This window comes from Neobacillus sp. FSL H8-0543, assembly GCF_038592905.1.
Classification (GTDB): domain Bacteria; phylum Bacillota; class Bacilli; order Bacillales; family Cytobacillaceae; genus Neobacillus.
On the sequence record NZ_CP151943.1, the window covers coordinates 4,703,828 to 4,723,757 of the forward strand.

Here is a 19,930-nt window from a genome sequence, read left to right on the forward strand (position 1 = left end):
ACCTTACACAACCCAAATATGATAAAGCTGTTAAAACATTTGATAGGGGAGGAACGTAAACATGAAATCTAGCTTTAAAAAGAAGGCCATTCCTTTGCTCGCAACCTCACTTCTGGCAACCACCGCTTTTACAACTCAAACCTTTTTTAATGAGGGTGGTAATCAAAAAGCAGAAGCACAATCATTTTCAAAAGAAGAAGTGAAAAAGAAGGACGCTACATGGCTTGCGGGTGATCACCATATACATAGTGAATGGAGTGTAGGCTGGGATAATTCTACAAACCCTCCAACTCCAATCAGAGCGGGTGATGCTATTTATCCAACCGTAAAAAATGCTGAAAATGCCAAGAAGTATGGACTTGATTGGATGGTTACAACCGATCATGGAGGTCCTAACCATTCTAAAGTGAATCTAGAGCAAGCATATCCTGAATTGCTAAAATCCCGTCAAGCCGTTCCCGAAGTTCTTCAGTTCTACGGAATGGAGTTTGATACACCAGCGGCTGATCATAGTTCATTAATCATCCCGAAAAGTGAAAATGAATCTAAGACACTTTATGATATTGAAAGTCAGTTTAATAAACGTGAACCTTTTCCGAATGATGGAAGTCGAGATACAGAGTCTACGATGATTGCTGCTCTAAATTATATGAAAGGGTTGGAGGAGCTTCCGCTTATCATTGCTCATCATCCTTCTCGTTCGGCAAAAGAAATGGGTGTTTGGGGCCAAGATACTCCTGAGGAATTCCGTAATTGGAACGATGTAGCACCAAATATCGCAATTGGGATGGAGGGTGCTCCAGGTCATCAAGCAACGGCAATAAATAAAGATGGTTCTCAAAAACCAAATGGTGCTCGTGGATCCTATGGAAACGTAAACGCACCGACAATGGGTGGATTTGATCAAATGACGGCCAAGGTTGGGGGCTTATGGGATTCCATGCTGGGTGAAGGAAGACATTGGTGGATAACAGCTACATCTGACTCACATGTAAACTGGCGCGACGGAGGCGGCGACTTCTGGCCAGGTGAATATTCAAAAACGTATATTAAATCAGCGAAAAACTACGAAGATATCATGGAGAACCTTCGAAATGGGCATGTATTTGTGACAACAGGGGATCTAATCTCTGAACTGGATGTAAAAGTACAAGCTGGAGGAAAATCCCCATTGCATGCTGTGGCGAAAGGAAATTCAGCATCAATTGGTGAAACGCTCACACTTCCAGGTAAGAAAGCTAGCGATGTAACGGTAACCATTCGCTTGAAGGATCCTAACGCAGCAAACGCTAATGGTGATAAGCCAAATGTAAAACGGGTGGACTTGATTATGGGCGAAGTGAATGGGGAAGTGGAAGACCGCTCAACCGCTTTAAATCCATCAACAAAAGTGGTTAAACGTTTTACAGAAAAGGACTGGAAACAAGACGGAGAATACATCACGATTACCTATACATTAAAGGATGTAGATAAAGATAGTTATATTCGCTTACGTGGAACAAACACGGATCAACTAGAGCCAGCAGCAGATCCTAGAGGTGAGGATCCATGGTCAGATCTTTGGTTCTACTCAAACCCTATTTTCATGAAGTCTAGTAACTAAGGAAACCTAACGGAATACGGACGAGGGGCATAAAACTCCTCGTCTTTCCGTTGTCTTAGTCAATGACATCACTGAAAAAACAATAGAAATGGACGTGGATAAAATGAAACGGTTTTGGTTTTCTACATTGCTCCTCCTAATTTTATTTAACTCATTCTTTCTTAGCTCCGCTTCTGCACATACCAATAATAGTGAAGGTTTTTCAAACATCGAAGTGAAAGAAAAGTCATTGGATTATGAATTAAAGCTTGATCTGGAGGAACTAGGTCATGCACTGGAAAAGGAAACGGAACAAAAGGAGTTAATTGACAACAAGATTGTACAGCAGTATGTCAATGCCAAGCTAAAGCTTTACGCAGACAGTGAAGCGATTAACGGCACCGTAGTAAAAACCGACATTGAGATGATAGAGGACCGAGCGTTTGCGGTCATAAATCTCGCCTATAACTTTGAGCATAAACCTGAAAAACTAGTGGTTGAATATAATATGTTCCTAGATGATTCGGATCCAAGCCATGCGAATTTCGCAAGCATTAAGATGAATGGCGAACAACAAGAAAAGATTCTATCCTTCGAATCAAGAGAAATAGAGATTGGCGAAGTAAGTTTCTTGCAAACGACAAAACAATTTATCGTTCTTGGCTTAGAACACATCTTTACGGGGTATGATCATATTCTGTTTGTCATTAGTTTACTTATTGGTGCAAAAACGATTCGTCATATTTTCACGCTAGTCACAGCCTTTACGATTGCACATAGCATCACCTTAGCTCTCGCAACCTTCGAAATTATTTTGCTTCCAAGTAGGTTTGTAGAATCGGCAATTGCTTTAAGCATTGTTTACATTGCACTCATAAATATTTTTAATAAGGACTCAAAACACCAGCCTTGGCTTGCTTTTGGTTTCGGCCTCATACACGGATTCGGTTTTGCAGGGATCTTATCGGAAATGAAATTGGACACAAACCATATGGCTACTTCTCTCTTTTCCTTTAATATTGGAATTGAAATTGGTCAACTAATAATCGTTTCTATTGCATTCCCAATCATTTTATGGATAAAAAAGATAACAATAAAACCAATAAAATGGGTGATCCCTAGCACCTCAGTAGCGATATTAGCATTTGGGCTAGTTTGGTTTATACAAAGAGCTTTTTGATTGGAATAGTAAAATTCAAATTAATGAAAACAACAACATACAGTACTGGAAAGAAGTTAAACATCTACATACAGTAGGTGTCTAACTTCTTTTTTTCACAATACATTCCTTTCCTATTACCCTTTTCCATATTCGTAAATATTAAATTGATTTAGATCGTTTGTTTGGAATTTGGGGTTTATTTCAAAAAGAGAAGTTCGTGAATTTATCCTGTATATTTTTGCTGAATTACCTTTTCAATCATGAAAAAAAGGAATGCAATGCATGAATTATATGTATTTTACGAATTACGAAAACTGCGCTATAGTTATCTCGAATCTGAGATATTTATTTTTAAGAGAAATGGTATCAAGATAATGAATTTAATTGATTCAAAAGGGGGAATGAGTGTAAATCGATAACACCTTGCAGAGAATATTTAAAAGTAAAAATAAGTAATAAGAATTAAATATTTATTTTTAATTTAAAGGAAGCATAAAAAGTATGTTTAAACTTAGGGAAAAGAAGTGGAAATGGAATGGATATATTAGGGATATTTGGGATCTTGTTAGGTATCTTAACAATCATTCTATTTATTATTAAAAAGTTCAATATCATCATTGCAGCACCGATAGCGACGATTGTCGTGTTGCTGTTTAACAGTGTACCTATACTGGAGACCGTATTTGGCAAAGAAAATTCTTATATGACGGCACTTGCTGGGTTTATTGCATCCAATTTTGCTATCTTCTTATTAGGTTCTATCTTAGCGAAGTACATGGATAAAAGTGGGGCAACGGTTTCCATTGCAAATAACGTATTGTCGGTGGTAGGAACGAAGAACCCGTACAACGCATTAGTGGCATTATTTATTATTTCCGCCATTCTTACGTACGGTGGTATTAATGTATTCGTCATCATATTCGCATTAATTCCAATGGCTAAACCAATCTTTAGAGAACTTAATATTTCATGGAAATTAGTTACCATTCCTGTATTTGGTGGGACTTCAACGTTCACGATGACGATGTTGCCTGGGGCACCTTCCTTACACAATATTGTGCCTTCAACGGCTTTGGGCACTACATTAACCGCTGCTCCGCTTATTGGAATCGTCACATCCATCGTAGCAGTTGTCTTCCTACTCGTATTTATGAAATTCGCGTTGGCCAAAAGCTTGCGTAAAAAAGAGACATTTAATGTCGATGAGAAGGTTGAAAGTAGTGATGCGACAGCTAAACGTGAGCTTCCATCATTCATTATCAGTTTACTGCCTATCATCGTGTTATTAGGCATCATACTACTATTTAGCTCTGTGAGTAACATCATTATTGTCGCTTTAATTGTTTCAATAGTATTAAGTGCTATATTATTCCGTAAACAAATTGATCAGCAAATAGAGGTATTAAATCTTGGTGCAAATGAATCGTTATCATCAACGATCACAACGGGTAGTACCATTGCATTTGGTAGCATTGCAACAAGTGTTCCTGCGTTTAAGGGTGTATTTCAATTGATTCAATCCATTCCTGGACCTCCTGTACTCTCATTAATGCTTGGTACAGGTCTGATAGGTGGTATTACTGCTTCAGCTGTTGGAGCAATTGGCATCTCTGTTGCGAATTTCGCCCCTATCTATTTAGAAATGGGACTAAATCCGGAAACGGTTCACCGCGCAATCGCAATCGGATCTGGAGCTCTATCAATCGTTCCTTACTCAGGATTCTTGATTATCTTTAACAATTTAACAGGATTAACGATGAAGGACACCTTCAAAAATGGATTTATTAGTATAAGTGTTACCCACTGGCTTGCAATGACTGTTATCGTGATTATGGCACTCTTAGGTTTAGCTTAATTAAAGACTGTAACAGGTATTCATACTTGTCTGTGAAGGATTTTACAATGACGAAACATTAAGAACTTTATACCAAAGGTTTTTTATGTGATAGATTTAATTACTTTAAAAAATTTAGAACAATAATGGAGGAACACATCATGAGTAAAAAAATTGGATTTATCGGATTAGGAACAATGGGCTTCCCAATGGCAGTTAATTTAAAGAAAGCTGGTTTTGAAGTAATCGGTTATGATGCCTATAAAGGTGTTTACGAAAAAGCAGCAGCTGCTGGTTTTACAATGGTAGAAACGTTAAAAGAAGTGGCTGAACAAGCCGACGAAGCCATTATCTCAATGGTTCGTGATCATGCACAGACAGTAGACGTTATTTTTGGTGAAGGTGGTCTTTTAACGGCCCAACCTAAAAATAAAACAGTTATTGTTATGAGTACACTTGACCCAGATACAATGAATGAATTAGGCAAAGAAGTCGAAGAAAAAAGTGATTTAAGATTGATTAGTGCGGCAGTAAGCGGTGGTGCTTCAGGTGCTCAAGCTGGAACATTATCGATTATGACATCAGGTGCCGAGACAATCGTGAAATCTTTCCAACCATACTTTGATGCAATTGGATCAAATACATTCTACTATGGTGCGGAACCAGGCAACAGCCAAGTAGCAAAATTAGTTAATAATATGATTCTAGGTGTTAACATGAACACTGTCGCTGAAGGTTTAAAATTAGGTAAACACTATAACTTACCTGAAGAAGAAATATTAAACTTATTAAAAGTGAGTACAGGGGATAGCTGGGTAGTTAGAAACTGGAGTGACGTTTCAGAATGGACAGCAGCAACGGCCTTATCTGTTCTATTAAAAGACTTAATCGCTACTTACAACCAAGGGATTAAACATAATGTATCGATGCCATTTAATGCCTTATCATCTACACAATTATTTGACTCTATGGGAAAAGAGAAACCAAAAGCCTAATAATTGAAAAAGTTACCACTTAAATGGTTGATTAAACAATCTCTCTAATAGGAAAGTGTTCTGTGTTGTACAGAATGCTTTCCTTATTTATTTTGCGTGATTTCCCCTAGCCTACAAAACCGAATTTATTGCCCTTGTAATTACGGACTCTTTGTTTTCAAATGTTTTATTCATGATATCACTCTTATAATTTACATTTTTGTTCCCCCTGAGTATACAATTCAAATTAGTATGAGTAAAATGAATGAAAAGAATACAAATTATATATATTTTTCATAGATTGGAGATTACATTCATGGACATACGTCACCTTACTTACTTTATAGAAGTAGCCAAATACAAAAGCTTTACCAAAGCTTCCAAAGCCCTCCACTTGTCACAGTCTACACTAAGTAAAGTAGTCAAAAGCTTGGAAGAAGAATTAAACGTAGAACTGATTGACCGTTCCGCAAAGAAAATTAAATTAACGGAAGCAGGCGAAATCGTTTTGGCGGAAGGGGAAGTGATTATGGAATCGCTGAATGATTTATCTATCCACCTATATGATTTAATGAACCTAAAAAAAGGAAAAATAAAAATCGGCATACCTCCATTAATTGGTTTTTTATTTTTTCCAAAGATTATTAAAGGATTCAATAATCTGTACCCTGATATCAAAATAAAACTCTTTGAAGATGATTCAAAAAGGGTTAAACAGGGAGTCAGAGACGGAATAATCGATCTTGGTGTGGTTATTCTACCGGTGGATGAAAAAGAGTTTGATGTTGTTCCCTTTGTTTATGAAGAACTGTCGCTCTTCGTCCATCATTCCCATTCATTAGCGCAGAGGGAAAAAGTTGAAATGAAAGAGTTACAAAATGAAACCTTCATTCTATTTAAGCAAGAGTTTGATATTCATGACATTATTATTCAAGAATCCCTACGAGCCGGTTTTCGTCCGGAAATTGCTTATGAAAGTTCTGAGTGGGATTTTATTAGTGGTATGATTAGCGAAAACTTAGGAATTTCGATTTTGCCAAAACCCATCGCAGAAAAAGTTGATCAAGATTTAATCAAGGCGATTCCCATCGTTAATCCAAGTGTTCCATGGAATTTAGGATTTATTTCAAAAAAGAAGAAATACGCATCACCTGCAGTTCGTGAATTTATCCAGTATATTTCAGCTGAATTACCTTTTTAACAATGAAAAAGGCAGCCACAATAATAAAAGCGCTAACGGGTCTTTACTCACCATCATTTATTATTGATTTGACCCCGTATTTTTGAAAATGAAGGCACTATCCATCAAATTGGATAGTGCCTTTGTCTAATTAATTATTGATCATTAATAAATTTCGCTACATCTGTATTGTTCACAAAATTGGATTAGGTGTATATTCGCAGGAAGTTTTTCCTGGTTTCTCGTAATAATTTTAATTCCTAATTTCCACTACTTAATCAGCTTTTGAAATTTCCCCAAAGCCTAAGCCAAACACATCCCGGACATCATGAATGGCAATAAAAGCGTCCTTGTCGGCTTCCTTTACAATATTCTTCAGCTTTACGATTTCTTGGCTGCTAATGACAATATAAAGAATATCCTTTTGTGCCTTTGTGTAATACCCACTTCCGGAAAAAACAGTAACACCTCGATGCATTTTTTCATTCACTTGCTGGGCAATTTCGTCTGGCCCTTTGGAAATAATCGTTACAGCCTTTTTTGTATTGATGCCTTCTATGACAAATTGCATCACTTTTGTCGCAATATACAACAACATAATGGTAAGCATCAGCTTCTCAGCACCAATAATAAAATAAGAAGAAAAAGCGACAATTAAATCGAAAAATAACAATCCGTAGCCTAAATTCCAGCCAAGATATTTCTGTGTAATTTTGGCTAAAATCGTTGATCCGGCAGTTGTACCACCAACCCGAATAATTAACCCAATCCCTACCCCGATAATAACTCCACCAAATAATGCATTGACGACCATTTCATTTGATGAGATCGTCCATCCCTCAGTTAAGTGCAAAAACAGAGAGTTAAATAGAACAGCAATAACCGTGTAAACAGTTGTCAATTTACTTAAAAATCTATAACCAACGATTAACAAAATCGAATTAAGAATTAAGTTCACCAGACCAGGAGACCATTGAAAGAGATAATAGGCAATAATGGTGATCCCGGTTACGCCACCTTCTCCAAGCTCGTTTGGAATAATAAAAAGGTTAACTCCTAATGCAAACAGAAAAGCCCCAATAATAATATAAACAATATCTACTAATCTTTTTTTCATTACCGACCATCCTTGTATCTGTAGAATCATCCCATTATACTTGTATTTCAGTGCACATTCAACACCGTCAAAGATATATATAAATAAGAAAGAGTGGTCCAACGATAGTACCAAACAATCACTTGGATACTTTTGACGGAATTAATAAATGCTAGGAAATTGTGAAAATGGTTCCATTTGTTCTAGGGATAAAGGTAATAGAAGGAATGTGGTAACGATTCACTGCCCGGATCCGTCTTCCATCACGGTTGCACCCAACAACAAAACCTTTAATTGTTCCTCGGGAAGCTGTTGCTTTTCCCATTCTTTGTATAGACGATCAAGTGCCTCTGGGCCTGTGTCATCAGCCAATCGATAGGCACCATAATGCATAGGCACAAAAAACTTAGCCTTTAATTCAGTAAACGCTTTAACACTGTCCTCCGGTGAAATATGGGAATCAGCCATAAACCATTCCGGCTCATAGGCTCCGATTGGCATGAACACTGTATCAATGGTAAAGCGTTCGCCAATCTGTTGAAAACCGTTGAAATAGCCCGTATCACCAACAAAATAAAACGTTTTGTCTTGGCTTTGAAAAATAAAGCCGCCCCAATGGGAGCTATTAATATCGGTAAGCGTTCTTCTCGTCCAATGCTGGGCGGGGACGAAGTGAAGCATAATCCCGTTAAATTCGATGCTATCCCACCAGTTCATTTCGGTTACACGATGATACCCTTTTTTTAGAAATAGCGACCGTAATCCGATCGGAACAAAAAAATGGGGGTTTCCTTTTAATTTTTTTATGGTTGGGAAATCCAAATGATCATAGTGTCCATGTGAAATAACGACAAGATCAATTTCCGGCAAGGCCTCTAATAGAATTCCTGGCTCCGTTAACCGTTTCTGAAAACCCATTCGCTTAGCCCACACCGGGTCGGTTACTATATTCAGCCCATTCATTTGAATGAAAAAAGTGGAATGCCCAATCCATGTATAAGAAATCCGGCTTCTGTTTTCCTGAATTTCAATTAGGTTCTTGTTCGGACATTGCTGAATATTTTCGGTTAAATCTTTCACTTTGCTTCGTCTTTCCTTCTGCCATTTCCGCAAATCCCTAAACGTTTTGATGTTGTTCTCTTCATTTAAATTTGTATACCGTTTCCTCATTTTCTCACCTTGATCCGTAACTGATTTTTAAAAGAATTATAACAGAAAACGAGGGAAAGAAGGGACAGTAACCTTGTCCTGACTTTTAAATGCATTTAAAATCGTTGTCCGAAGATTATTAGAGCTTTGTGTTCATCTGATAATGAGGGTTCCTTCACTGCAAAAAAAAGTTCCTTTTCCTTCTATTCCTCATCATCCAAAACCATTTCATACAACTCGTGTAATAGAATTTTGAAAGCTTTTTGTCGAGAATTCCGTAAAAATAAGCAATGGGTTTTTAACTACTTGAGTTAAACACCAAATAATAAATAAAAACACTCCGAGTTTATAGTCTCTGAGCGTTTTTATTATTACACCTATTCTGTTAATGCTCCCGTACGCTGAATAAGTAATTATTTATTGAATATTTGGTAATCATCAATATAAAAAGCTATATTACCACAATTTGGACATACAGCGGCTTTAGTCTTTGCAGAAACATTTTTGAAAAGTCCTTTACGCTTTTGACTAATCGTAATTCCAGACAAGTCATATTCAACATTTACTTTACAATCTGTTATCATTTCAGTTTGGCATTGATTGCAAATCCTTTTCATTATTAAACCCCCTTTAAAATGGGAAATTAAAGCTAAACTACTTTGTTTCAACCCATCACAATCTATATACCTATTTTAACATATATTTAGAATTCCCCTTTCATCCTTTCAAGTTGATAGTCAATTAACAATCAATTTAACAACCTAAATAACAGTGTGACCCATAGTTATTGTCACACTGTTATTAGGTGTGATATTACCTATGTTATTTTGTGTGTCAAAAGCGAATAAATGTTGAAATAACGGTAATTAGAACAAACAGACTGAGTAATTTGTGATTAAGTCCTTATTTTGTTTGAATGATTCCTTGTCACCTTCATTAATAGCAATATCCGACAAAGCGTACAACTTTTCCTTATGCTTACTCATTTTCGTAAGAAGCTCTTTTGTTTTCCATATTCTTTCAGTTCCATTAAAAATTCATTGATGAAGTGTTATTTTTGACCATTTTATTATATGATCATACAATAAAATAAAAAGTTGGATTAAGCCAAATTATTAGTCTAAAGGAAATATAAAAATGGTTCTCATCACTTTCTCCTAAATTAGCGAGGTGATAAAAATGTGCGTTTCCAATCACTTCATTGAGCAACAAGCTTATAAAATGACCGAAGTGATAAAGGGTAATACATTGTATAAATTTGTAGGCGTGGATTTTTCAGGCGGCGAAGGTGCAGGATTTCAAAAACTAGTTGTACATGAGAATGAACATCATGATACACCAGCAAGTGGAACGGCCTTAATTACCAAGGTATTACTTCAAGATAAGGACGGTTCACTTTATTCCGTGGAACCAAATTTGAATGGATTAAGGTTTGCAAAAGGTGAAATCAGTTATAAAAAATATCAAAAATTACAAAGGAAAAATGACCTTACAATGTTCCTCTGTTTCTATGGGATTATAGGCTTTTTTATTGTTTCAATGATCATTGTGGGGAATTTAATTTAGATTATGAATAAATTTATCCTACCTCAAAGAAGGGCAAAGTCTAACCTTTTAAGGACATTTCAAGGCAGTATGTTATTAATGCTTTTTTAAATTTTCATAATGAAAGGTAAAACACCAGTAAATATTAGATACCATCTTATCTTACTGGTGTTTTTTGGGGTGCAGTACAAAATGGAGGGTGCACTTTTATTGCTCCTCTAAAATAAAGATGTCTCAAAAATGCATATCCTTAGGGGAGTCAATGGATTTCACTACCCCTTTATTCACGTTTTTTAGCACCACTAGGTTTCCTTTCATTCCTTCACGGCTGAAACCACTACCTGTTACCATTTGAATTGGGAACACTTCTCCACGGTCAAAGTATTTACCGAAGTGTCGGTCGATTGCGTGTCCTGTCACAGGGATAAAATGCCCCTTTTCTTTTTTTTCACGACAACCTCGGAGCAACATCAAACCACCTGGTTTGATGATGCGGGCAATCTCTCGTGCAAATTGATCTCGTTTTTCTTCGGCAATTGAATGAAAACAGCCCCGATCATTTACAAAATCTATGGAATGGTCCTCAATCGGTAAATCTAAGACATTTCCATAACGCCAGTCAACCTGCACCCCAGCCTCCTTTGCCCGTTCAGCAGCGATCCTAAGAGCTTCTACACTTATATCTACTCCAATCATATTCAATCCGTGTTGGGCAAGAAATACTGTTTCTCGACCAGCTCCACAGCCAACATCCAAACCCACTGTCTCCTTTGGAAAGTTGATAGTGGCAATAAAAGCAACCAACTCCTGTGACGGAAACGAAAGATCCCACATATCCCGAAAACTACCATTAATATATGCTTCGTCCCAACTCAATTTTATCACCTGCCCATAAAATTTATCCTTACTATCTATTCTATCCAAACCACTAAATTTCCTGTAAAATGAACTCCTTTATTCTACAAATGGAAGATGCCTGGCACTTTTGTTAATCGCAGTTTCAATTCGTATATAAACCCAATATAGCACATGACTCTGATAATAATAAAATGGAGGAAAGTATCAATTTTTGTCGAATGATAACTTGTATGACTATTAATAGATTATAAGAAAGCGAATAAATAACAGGTGCTGGAATGTCTAGGAGAATACTCGATTGAATTGGAGATAAAAATTTGAGAATAGTTAATTGGAATTCCGCAATGAAATTTAGAGAGAAAATTAACCATGTGTTAGATTTCTCGGCAGATTTACTAGTTATACCTGAATGCGAAGCACCAGATAAATGGAGAAATAGTCTGTATATGGATAAGATTAACCAGTTTCTTTGGTTCGGTGATAACGCCAATAAGGGAATAGGGGTTTTAATGCTAAACTCCCATTTTACATTAGAGATTCATCCAGCTTATACAGAAGAATTCAAATATATTATTCCATTAAAAGTAAGCGGGCAGGAAGAATTCAACTTAATCGCCATTTGGTCTCAGCGCACAGAAAAGCAATACACTAGTTATATTGGTCAGATTTATAAGGCATTAAAGCACTATGAATCTCTGTTAAATGATAATTGTATGCTGGTAGGCGATTGGAACAGTAATAAGATATTCGATCACTTAAAAAGAGTTGGTACACATTCTGAGGTAGTTGATTTACTAAACCAGTATTCCATACATAGTACCTACCATACTTTTTACAAAGAAGAACATGGTGAAGAAACTTTACCAACCTACTATTTTAGAAAAGAGAAAGAAAGGCCCTTTCACTTGGATTTTATCTTTGCTTCTAAACCATTATTGGAACGTTTAAATAAAGTGGAAGTTGGAACATATGACAATTGGATCCGATACAGCGATCACGTTCCGATATTTGTGGAATTTGATAGTTTTGGAAAAACCCAAGTATTAGTGAAAGAGGATAAAATAATGGCAAACATTAACTCTGATAGATTTTTAAGTGCATTTAATAACATTCATGATTTCATAAAGAAAGAAAGCGGGTCAAATAGACATGTTGGTTTTACTGAGGGACTGAATAAGTTAAGGCATAAAAACTTTATCCTAGCTCGTTGCTTTGATGACCTTCAAGTTTTTAATGACTTAAGAAATGTAATTGTTCATAGGAAAAATCAGGTAGAATATTCGATTGCCGAGCCACATATTGAAACAGTCATTAATATTGAAAATATCTTAGGTCACCTTATAAAACCAGAAAGGGTATACCCTAAATATGCGAGTAATGTTAAAAGCTTTACCACTGATGAGTCATTGACAACCATATTAATTGAGGTGAATCAGCAAGGATATTCACAATTTCCTATTTATGATGATAATGGTCAATTTATTGGATTACTAACGGAGAACGGAATTACAAATTGGCTTTCAAGATCACTTAATGATGATTTAATCTCAATTTCTGATACAAAGATAAATGACGTAATCCAGTATGAGGAAATACAAAGTCACTTTCTATTTGTCTCTAGGAATATATCTGTATTCGAAGCGAAAGAAAAGTTTCTCAACCATTTAGAGGTGGGAACAGTTAAATTAGATGCTCTTTTAATCACTGAAAATGGGAAAAAAACGGAAACATTACTAGGGATAATCACACCCTGGGATGTATTAGAAATATAATTAGGGGTTCTGCAAATTTATAGTGTAGATAATAAGAATGAAATGGCTTGGTCCAGTTGACTGAGCTAAAGCCACCCAATAAAAAAAGTATTTATAATAAATTATTGATGCCGCTTTGAGAGGTACTAGTTCGTTGTTATATAACTAAATGATTTCCACAATATACATCGTTATTTGACTGAGAGAAATTATTAAGTCTAATAGTTAACGATTCCAAATGAGAATAGCAGAGTTTGAGGGTGAAAATATGGGATTGAAAGAGGAATTACTAGAGTTTCTAGATGCGGAAACTGGGAACTTGAAAGTGGAGCAACCGTCTGACCGATTAACAGCGAAAGTCATCTCTGAATTTTTTCACGTAAAGCGAAATACGGTAAGTCATTACCTGAATCAGCTGCTTGATGAGGAAAAAATCATTAAGATTAATACAAGGCCAGTTTATTTTTTAAGCCGATCCATCTTTGAACGTCAATTTTTCCCACTGCCAATTTACGTTTTGAATAGTTTTCAAGAGTTGATGGCGCATCAGCCAGCCGAAAAGCCTCCTTTAGATCTCCTTGAAGGGTTAATTGGCTCGGAAGGTAGCCTGAAAAGAGCCATCGAACAGATAAAAACGTCTATTTATTATCCGGGCGGTGGATTGCCGATTATATTATGTGGTCCCACGGGTGTCGGCAAAAGTTACACGGCTGAGCGTATTTATCGCTATAGTGTGGAAAAGGAGACTCTCTCTAAGAATGCTCCGTTTATTAGTTTTAATTGTGCACAATATGCAAACAATCCAGAGTTGATGTCCAGTAATTTATTTGGATATGTCAAAGGCGCTTTTACCGGTGCGGATAAAACCAAGGACGGAATGCTTGCAGCAGCAGACGGCGGGATTTTGTTTTTAGATGAGGTCCATAGATTAAATGCGGAAGGTCAAGAGAAGTTATTCACTTTCCTTGATCAGGGAATTTATCGCAGAATGGGTGAGAGTGAAGGCAACCATGAAGCAAATGTTCGACTAATCTTTGCCACCACGGAGAATTTAGAAACAAACTTTTTACAAACATTTTTGCGGCGGATTCCTATTCGTGTCATGTTACCTGGATTGGATGAACGCGGTGAAAGAGAAAAGAAACAATTTGTCTATCTGTTTTTGATAAACGAGGCTAGGAAACTTGGGAAAGCGATTCGGATTACTACTCGGGCGCTCGATGCCTTAATCAAACACCATTACAATGGAAACATGGGTGATTTAAAAAACACAATCAAATATATTGCTGCCGCATCATTTGTTAAGAATCAAAAAGAATACGAGGTTCAGCTCACATTACATGATTTGCCCGATCGAATTTTAGAAGAAACGATTCGATATACAGACAACAAATTAAAGCAGAATCATGATATTGTTATTCAGCCGGATTCTACTCTAGATCAATTGTACGAAACCAGTATCTCTCAAATGCAGTTGATTAAAAAAACATATGGAAAAATTTTAGACCTTTTTGATGAGAGTCAAGAAAAAGGATTAAATCAAAAGTATTTTGAGCAAAACGTAATGAATGATATTCTCCTACTCTTTGATCATCTTATTTTTAAAAACTCAAAAGAAGACGCTGGAGTGAGATTGGAATTAACGACAGTTAGTGTTCAAGAAATTATTCAGTATCTTGAAACGAATTATCATGTCAAATTTAATGGAAATAGCATTTACGCTATTGCTCATTTTCTTTATTACAAGGGGAACACACTGATTAGATGGTCTGAACAACAAGAAACGATTATCGAAAAACTGGGACATTATATTGATGCATCCTATAAGATGGAGCAGCAATTAGCTAAGCAATTTGTCCATCTGTTAGAAAGCAAATTGGATGTAAAACTTTATATGATGGATGAAATTTTCTTAGCCTTCTATCTGCGAAGTTTGGCGATTGAACAGACGAACCAGCAGGTGAAAGCGATTATTTTAGCTCATGGATATGCAACGGCCAGTAGTATCGCCAACGTTGCCAATCGTCTATTAAGTAAAAATGTCTTTGAAGCATTTGATATGCCGATTGACATTTCCGTTGAAGAAACCGCCGCACGAGTAGTGAATTATATTGAACATAACGACGTATCGAAAGGCCTTGTCATTTTAGTCGATATGGGTTCATTGAAAGATATTTATTCTCAATTCAAAAAGCATGTGAATGGTCCGGTGGCCATCATTAATAATGTTTCAACTCAGATGGCATTATTTCTTGGAAGTATGTTAGAGAAGGACTTATTTTTGGAAGAAATGATTGAAAATTTGCGCATTGCAAATGAAACGGAGTATAACATTATTTATCCTGAAAAGGAAAAGGAAAAGATCATCATCACCTCTTGTTTAACTGGCATGGGAACAGCCTATCAAATTCAAAAGTTACTTGAAGCAAGTATTCCAGAAGATTTAGCAATCCAAGTGATGGCCTATGATTATAATCGGTTAGAAGAATTAGGTTCTTCGGAAGCAATATTTCAACTTTATGATGTACTAGCCATTGTCGGGACAACAGATCCAGGAATAAAGAAGGTACTGTACCTTTCCTTGGAAGATATCATTTCTGGACAAGGAGAGGCAAAGATGCGTAAAATCTTCCAGCCCATTGTAAATGAAGAACGCTTTAAAGAAATAAATGATAACTTGATTCGCAATTGCTCGCTTGAACGGGTCATTGAATCGATTACTATTCTAGATTCAGAAAAAATCCTTTCTCACGCAGAGGAATTTATCCATCGATTAGAAATTCGTTTAAACAAACGATTGCCAAATGATAAAAAAGTTGCCTTATATGTTCATGTCAGTTGTTTGGTTGAGCGGCTGATTCGCCAAGTTCCGATTGAGAACTATCATAATCTTGAATATTTTGAACAGTGTCAAAAAGAGATGATCACTTTTATAAAAGAGGCATTTAGTGTCATAGAGAGTATCTATAATGTCAAAATCAATCTCGCCGAGATCGGCTATATTTATGATTATTTAGCGGCAGAAAGTAGTTATCATGAGGAATTCTAAATAAAAACGGGGAGCGTGCCACTAAGTTGGCACGCTTTTTGCATGATATATAGGTAGAGTGATGGAATATGAAATAAAGGTGGTGATAATCATGAGATATTTGTTATTTGCCTCGCACGGCAGACTCGCGGAAGGAATGCTACATTCAGTTGAGATGATCACAGGCAAGCAAGAAAGTGTTTGGACAATGGGGGCTTATCTTGAGGAAAAAGTGGATATTAAATCGCAAATTAATGCTTGTTTAAGGAGACTCATGGATGAGGATGAATTAATTGTTGTCACAGACATCTTTGGCGGCAGTGTTAATAACGAATTTATGAATGTACTTGATGATAAACGCATTCATTTAATAGCTGGTCTGAATCTGGCAATGGTCATTGAATTGGTAACCATGAATAACCGAGAAAAGGATACGGTGAAATTAATTAAATCTGCACTGAATAATTCAAAAAGCTCGATGAGATATTGCAATCTAGATTTAAAATGTGATACAGATGACGAAGAATTTTAACAGGGAGGATCTCTCATATGATTAAGTTATTACGCGTGGACCATCGATTATTACATGGACAGGTCGCATTTTCTTGGACAAATAATTTAGGGGTAGATTCGATATTAATTGCGAATGATGATGTGCCAGTAAACGCATTAAGAAAAACCACGATTAAGCTTGCAAAGCCACAAGGAATAAAATTGGTCATTAAAAATATTGACGATTCGATAGCGGCATTGAAAAGCGGTGCTACAGATAAATATAAACTCTTTATTGTCGTGGAATCTGTGGCAGATGCCGAACGGATTGTAAGCGCTTATCCTGAAATCAAACAAGTAAATTTAGGAGGAATTAAAGCGAAGGAAGGAGCTCGCAACATTTCGAAAGCCGTGAATCTATTGCCTGAAGAGGAAGAGCTGGTGAAAAAGATGGCAGCTCAAGGTGTTGAGGTCGAAATTAGACAAGTACCAAGTGATAAAAAGGTAATTGCACAAAATGTGCTCTAAAATTTTAGTATAGGAGGGGTTTAAATGGTTACGGCATTGTTGCTTGGTTTGGTTGCTTTTATAGCACAAAGTGAATATGCATTGGGTACAAGCTTACTTTCTCGTCCCCTTGTAACAGGCTTATTGGTTGGGATTGTCATGGGAGATATAACAACGGGAGTCATTATGGGGGCAACATTGGAGCTGGCTTTCATTGGTTCCTTCTCAGTGGGGGCGGCAATCCCACCTGATGTTGTAACAGGTGGTGTCCTTGGGACAGCATTTGCGATTTCCTCCGGTGCGGGTCCAGAAACAGCCCTTTTACTTGGGTTACCGATCGCAACCTTTACACTTGTCTTGAAAAATATTTATCTAGGACTCTTTTTACCAATTCTTGCCCATAAAGCAGATAAATATGCCGATGATGGCAATACTCGCGGGATTGAAGCGATGCATTTAATTGGAGGTTTCGGTCTTTCCTTAATGCTTGGAATGATTGTTACCATCTCATTTTACGTTGGCAGCGATGCCATTAAAGGTGTGTTAGATTCCATCCCGAATTTCATTCAAACAGGATTACAGGTCGCTACGGGTATTTTACCAGCACTCGGTTTTGCAATGTTGGCTAGATTATTGATTAATAAAAAAGTGGTACCTTATTTCTTTCTAGGTTTTATCATTGTTGCTTATTTAAATGTTCCAGTAACGGGTATTGCAATTCTTGGAGCGATTGTAGCGGTAATTATGGTTAACGTTATGCAAGGTAAGAAAGTAAATCTAGCAACAAATCAAGGAGGAGTGATGAGCGATGACGACGATGAAGACTTCTGATCAAGAACAGGTTCTCGAGGATTTAGAACAAATAAAAGTAAGTAATAAAGATCTTAATCGAATCTTCTGGCGTTCCTTTCAAATGGAATTCTCTTGGAACTATGAACGACAAATGAATATGGCCTATACTTATGCGATGATTCCACTTTTGAAAAAGTTATATAAGAATAAGGAAGACCTTTCACAAGCGTTAAAACGCCATCTTGAATTTTTTAATACAACACCACATATTGTCACGATGATGCTAGGTTTGTCTGCGGCCATGGAAAAACAAAATGCGGAAAGCAAAGATTTTGATTCCTCAACGATAAACAGCGTTAAGGCCTCCTTGATGGGGCCGTTAGCCGGATTAGGAGATTCATTCTTTTGGGGTACACTGCGGTTAATTGCTACCGGAGTCGGAACATCGCTGGCCTTGCAAGGAAATATACTTGGTCCCATTTTATTTTTACTCGTCTTCAATGTTCCTCATATTTTGATTCGCTTTATGCTTACCCGGCTTGGTTTTAAAATGGGGACTGGCTTTTTACAGCGTTTGCAGCAAAGTGGAACCATGGAAAGCTTAACCTTTGGAGCTGCGATTCTTGGATTAATGGTGATAGGGGGAATGAGCGCTTCGATGATTTCGATCGGTGTCCCGCTAAAAATAGGTAGTGGAGAAGGGGCGGCACCGGTTCAAGATATCTTAAATAATATCATGCCAGGCCTCTTGCCTTTAGCGGCATTTGGAGTGATCTATTGGCTGCTCGGTAAGGGCTTTAAAGCAACCACCATTCTTATTGGAATCGCGCTCGTCGGTATCCTTGGAGTTTGGGCGGGCATTTTGGGCTAATTTTAAATACAGAAAAAGGGTGTTCCATTTGAAAGAAACGATGATGACCTATATACACGAGGAACCGCAAGTATGTAAAGAGATTTTGACAAACTATGAAGAAAATCTGCAGCCATTTAAGGAATTGATTCAAGCGAAACAGCCTAGAAATTGGCTTGTACTAGCAACAGGATCCAGTGCAAATGCGATGGTAAGTGCTAAATACTATATGGAAAAGACTGCTGGCGTATCTATCGAAATTCAAGAGCCATTTAACTTTGTTCATTATGAAAAAATAAAGCCATCCACAGATTTTATTCTTGCTGTTTCGCAAAGTGGGCATAGTTTTTCAACGATTGAAGCACTAAAAAAGGTCCATGGTGCAGGAAGGATTCCAACGGCAGTCTTGACTTCGAAGATGGATAGTCCAATTATCGAGTATGCCGATACGGTTATTGATATCGGCTGTGGGGTTGAAAAAGTCGGCTTTGTTACGAAGGGTTTTACAGCGACAGTCCTTACTTCCATGTTAATGGGAATAACAGCAGGAGCAGTACTTGGAGAGATACAAGCAGAAGAAGTAGCAAAAGAAATTGAAAAGTTTACTAGAATAATTGAGCATATTCCCGCAATGATTGAAAAAACAGAGAGCTTCTATAATCAACATGCCAGTGAATTGACTGCCATTCCACGCTTTGCTGTCATCGGCTATGGTCCAACGGTTGGTACAGCAAAAGAGGGAGAAACCAAATTTACTGAAACCGTTCGTGTTCCCACACAGGGGTTTGAGTTGGAAGCTTTTATGCACGGTCCGTATTTAGAAGTAAACCAATCCTATGGGTTGATTTTTATTAAAACCAAAGGTCATCTCGCGCAGCGGTCTGAGAGTTTAAAACAGTATCTGCTGCCATATACTGAACACTGCTTTTCAATCTCAAATGAATCTGATGACGCTGATTCGAAAAGCTTGTCTTTAGACATCGATCTTGATGAATTAATCAGTCCATTGGCTTTGGTTATTCCGCTCCAACTATTAGCTTACAGAATTGCTTCTGGAAGAGGAATTGATCTTGGAGTCCGTATATTTGATGACTTTGATAAAGTTTTAAAAAGCAAAGTTTAATAGCAGG

The 19,930-nt window shown here is 37.0% G+C and carries 17 protein-coding genes; 13 read left to right on the top strand and 4 right to left on the bottom strand.

Annotation, left to right across the window (positions count from 1 at the left end; all coding sequences use genetic code 11):
- The first annotated feature begins 61 nt into the window (after positions 1–61).
- The 5 genes from NSS81_RS23490 (at position 62) to NSS81_RS23510 (ending at position 6,753) form a co-directional block, all read left to right on the top strand.
- Positions 62–1,603: a phosphoesterase gene (locus NSS81_RS23490; protein WP_342431029.1), complete on the top strand. Its 1,542-nt coding sequence runs from the start codon at positions 62–64 to the stop codon at positions 1,601–1,603.
- Between the two features lie 103 nt (positions 1,604–1,706).
- Positions 1,707–2,762: a HupE/UreJ family protein gene (locus NSS81_RS23495; RefSeq protein WP_342431030.1), complete on the top strand. Its 1,056-nt coding sequence runs from the start codon at positions 1,707–1,709 to the stop codon at positions 2,760–2,762.
- Between the two features lie 517 nt (positions 2,763–3,279).
- On the top strand, positions 3,280–4,599 hold the full coding sequence (locus tag NSS81_RS23500; RefSeq protein ID WP_342431031.1) for a GntP family permease: 1,320 nt from the start codon (positions 3,280–3,282) through the stop codon (positions 4,597–4,599).
- 125 nt (positions 4,600–4,724) lie between these two features.
- Positions 4,725–5,573, top strand: a complete 849-nt coding sequence (locus NSS81_RS23505; protein ID WP_342431032.1) for an NAD(P)-dependent oxidoreductase — start codon at positions 4,725–4,727, stop codon at positions 5,571–5,573.
- A gap of 295 nt (positions 5,574–5,868) precedes the next feature.
- The gene (locus NSS81_RS23510) at positions 5,869–6,753 is read left to right on the top strand and encodes a LysR family transcriptional regulator (RefSeq protein ID WP_342431033.1); all 885 of its coding nucleotides are present in this window, start codon (positions 5,869–5,871) and stop codon (positions 6,751–6,753) included.
- Between the two features lie 253 nt (positions 6,754–7,006).
- Here NSS81_RS23510 and NSS81_RS23515 read toward each other — a convergent pair whose 3' ends face one another.
- The 3 genes from NSS81_RS23515 to NSS81_RS23525 form a co-directional block, all read right to left on the bottom strand.
- Positions 7,007–7,849 (bottom strand): YitT family protein, encoded by an 843-nt coding sequence (locus NSS81_RS23515; RefSeq protein WP_342431034.1) that lies wholly within the window; start codon positions 7,847–7,849, stop codon positions 7,007–7,009.
- 219 nt (positions 7,850–8,068) lie between these two features.
- On the bottom strand, positions 8,069–8,998 hold the full coding sequence (locus NSS81_RS23520; protein WP_342431035.1) for an MBL fold metallo-hydrolase: 930 nt from the start codon (positions 8,996–8,998) through the stop codon (positions 8,069–8,071).
- Between the two features lie 392 nt (positions 8,999–9,390).
- On the bottom strand, positions 9,391–9,594 hold the full coding sequence (locus NSS81_RS23525) for a hypothetical protein (protein WP_342431036.1): 204 nt from the start codon (positions 9,592–9,594) through the stop codon (positions 9,391–9,393).
- 562 nt (positions 9,595–10,156) lie between these two features.
- Between NSS81_RS23525 and NSS81_RS23530 the strand changes: the two genes are divergently transcribed.
- A complete protein-coding gene (locus tag NSS81_RS23530) occupies positions 10,157–10,543 on the top strand; it encodes a hypothetical protein (RefSeq protein ID WP_342431037.1) in 387 nt (128 codons plus the stop codon).
- Positions 10,544–10,756: 213 nt separating this feature from the next.
- On the opposite strand, the gene NSS81_RS23535 is transcribed toward NSS81_RS23530, so the two are convergent.
- Positions 10,757–11,446, bottom strand: coding sequence for a class I SAM-dependent methyltransferase (locus NSS81_RS23535; protein ID WP_342431038.1), 690 nt, complete (start codon positions 11,444–11,446; stop codon positions 10,757–10,759).
- A 251-nt stretch (positions 11,447–11,697) separates the two neighbouring features.
- On the opposite strand from NSS81_RS23535, the gene NSS81_RS23540 reads away from it, so the two are divergent.
- The 7 genes from NSS81_RS23540 to NSS81_RS23570 all read left to right on the top strand — a co-directional run bounded on the left by NSS81_RS23540 (position 11,698) and on the right by NSS81_RS23570 (position 19,923).
- Positions 11,698–13,152 carry a CBS domain-containing protein gene (locus tag NSS81_RS23540; protein ID WP_342431039.1) on the top strand — a complete coding sequence of 485 codons (1,455 nt, stop codon included), beginning with the start codon at positions 11,698–11,700 and terminating at the stop codon, positions 13,150–13,152.
- A gap of 217 nt (positions 13,153–13,369) precedes the next feature.
- The gene (locus NSS81_RS23545; RefSeq protein ID WP_342431040.1) at positions 13,370–16,180 is read left to right on the top strand and encodes a sigma 54-interacting transcriptional regulator; all 2,811 of its coding nucleotides are present in this window, start codon (positions 13,370–13,372) and stop codon (positions 16,178–16,180) included.
- Positions 16,181–16,271: 91 nt separating this feature from the next.
- Entirely contained in the window at positions 16,272–16,691 is a 420-nt protein-coding gene (locus tag NSS81_RS23550) for a PTS sugar transporter subunit IIA (protein ID WP_342431041.1), read from the top strand.
- A gap of 17 nt (positions 16,692–16,708) precedes the next feature.
- The gene (locus NSS81_RS23555; RefSeq protein ID WP_342431042.1) at positions 16,709–17,179 is read left to right on the top strand and encodes a PTS sugar transporter subunit IIB; all 471 of its coding nucleotides are present in this window, start codon (positions 16,709–16,711) and stop codon (positions 17,177–17,179) included.
- A 24-nt stretch (positions 17,180–17,203) separates the two neighbouring features.
- Positions 17,204–17,989, top strand: coding sequence for a PTS mannose/fructose/sorbose/N-acetylgalactosamine transporter subunit IIC (locus tag NSS81_RS23560; protein WP_342431043.1), 786 nt, complete (start codon positions 17,204–17,206; stop codon positions 17,987–17,989).
- Positions 17,976–18,821, top strand: coding sequence for a PTS system mannose/fructose/sorbose family transporter subunit IID (locus tag NSS81_RS23565; protein WP_342434134.1), 846 nt, complete (start codon positions 17,976–17,978; stop codon positions 18,819–18,821). Before NSS81_RS23560 ends, NSS81_RS23565 begins: the two co-directional genes overlap by 14 nt.
- Before the next feature lie 19 nt (positions 18,822–18,840).
- Positions 18,841–19,923, top strand: a complete 1,083-nt coding sequence (locus NSS81_RS23570) for an SIS domain-containing protein (RefSeq protein ID WP_342431044.1) — start codon at positions 18,841–18,843, stop codon at positions 19,921–19,923.
- Positions 19,924–19,930 lie beyond the last annotated feature (7 nt).

Bases quoted from the DNA above. Each gene is read 5' to 3' on its own strand.
- NSS81_RS23510 (WP_342431033.1), top strand. From the start codon at position 5,869: ATGGACATACGTCACCTTACTTACTTTATAGAAGTAGCCAAATACAAA.
- NSS81_RS23515 (WP_342431034.1), bottom strand. From the start codon at position 7,849: ATGAAAAAAAGATTAGTAGATATTGTTTATATTATTATTGGGGCTTTT.
- NSS81_RS23525 (WP_342431036.1), bottom strand. From the start codon at position 9,594: ATGAAAAGGATTTGCAATCAATGCCAAACTGAAATGATAACAGATTGT.
- NSS81_RS23555 (WP_342431042.1), top strand. From the start codon at position 16,709: ATGATTAAGTTATTACGCGTGGACCATCGATTATTACATGGACAGGTC.
- NSS81_RS23490 (WP_342431029.1), top strand. From the start codon at position 62: ATGAAATCTAGCTTTAAAAAGAAGGCCATTCCTTTGCTCGCAACCTCA.
- NSS81_RS23520 (WP_342431035.1), bottom strand. From the start codon at position 8,998: ATGAGGAAACGGTATACAAATTTAAATGAAGAGAACAACATCAAAACG.
- NSS81_RS23495 (WP_342431030.1), top strand. From the start codon at position 1,707: ATGAAACGGTTTTGGTTTTCTACATTGCTCCTCCTAATTTTATTTAAC.
- NSS81_RS23550 (WP_342431041.1), top strand. From the start codon at position 16,272: ATGAGATATTTGTTATTTGCCTCGCACGGCAGACTCGCGGAAGGAATG.
- NSS81_RS23565 (WP_342434134.1), top strand. From the start codon at position 17,976: ATGAAGACTTCTGATCAAGAACAGGTTCTCGAGGATTTAGAACAAATA.
- NSS81_RS23500 (WP_342431031.1), top strand. From the start codon at position 3,280: ATGGATATATTAGGGATATTTGGGATCTTGTTAGGTATCTTAACAATC.
- NSS81_RS23560 (WP_342431043.1), top strand. From the start codon at position 17,204: ATGGTTACGGCATTGTTGCTTGGTTTGGTTGCTTTTATAGCACAAAGT.
- NSS81_RS23530 (WP_342431037.1), top strand. From the start codon at position 10,157: ATGTGCGTTTCCAATCACTTCATTGAGCAACAAGCTTATAAAATGACC.
- NSS81_RS23545 (WP_342431040.1), top strand. From the start codon at position 13,370: ATGAGAATAGCAGAGTTTGAGGGTGAAAATATGGGATTGAAAGAGGAA.
- NSS81_RS23505 (WP_342431032.1), top strand. From the start codon at position 4,725: ATGGAGGAACACATCATGAGTAAAAAAATTGGATTTATCGGATTAGGA.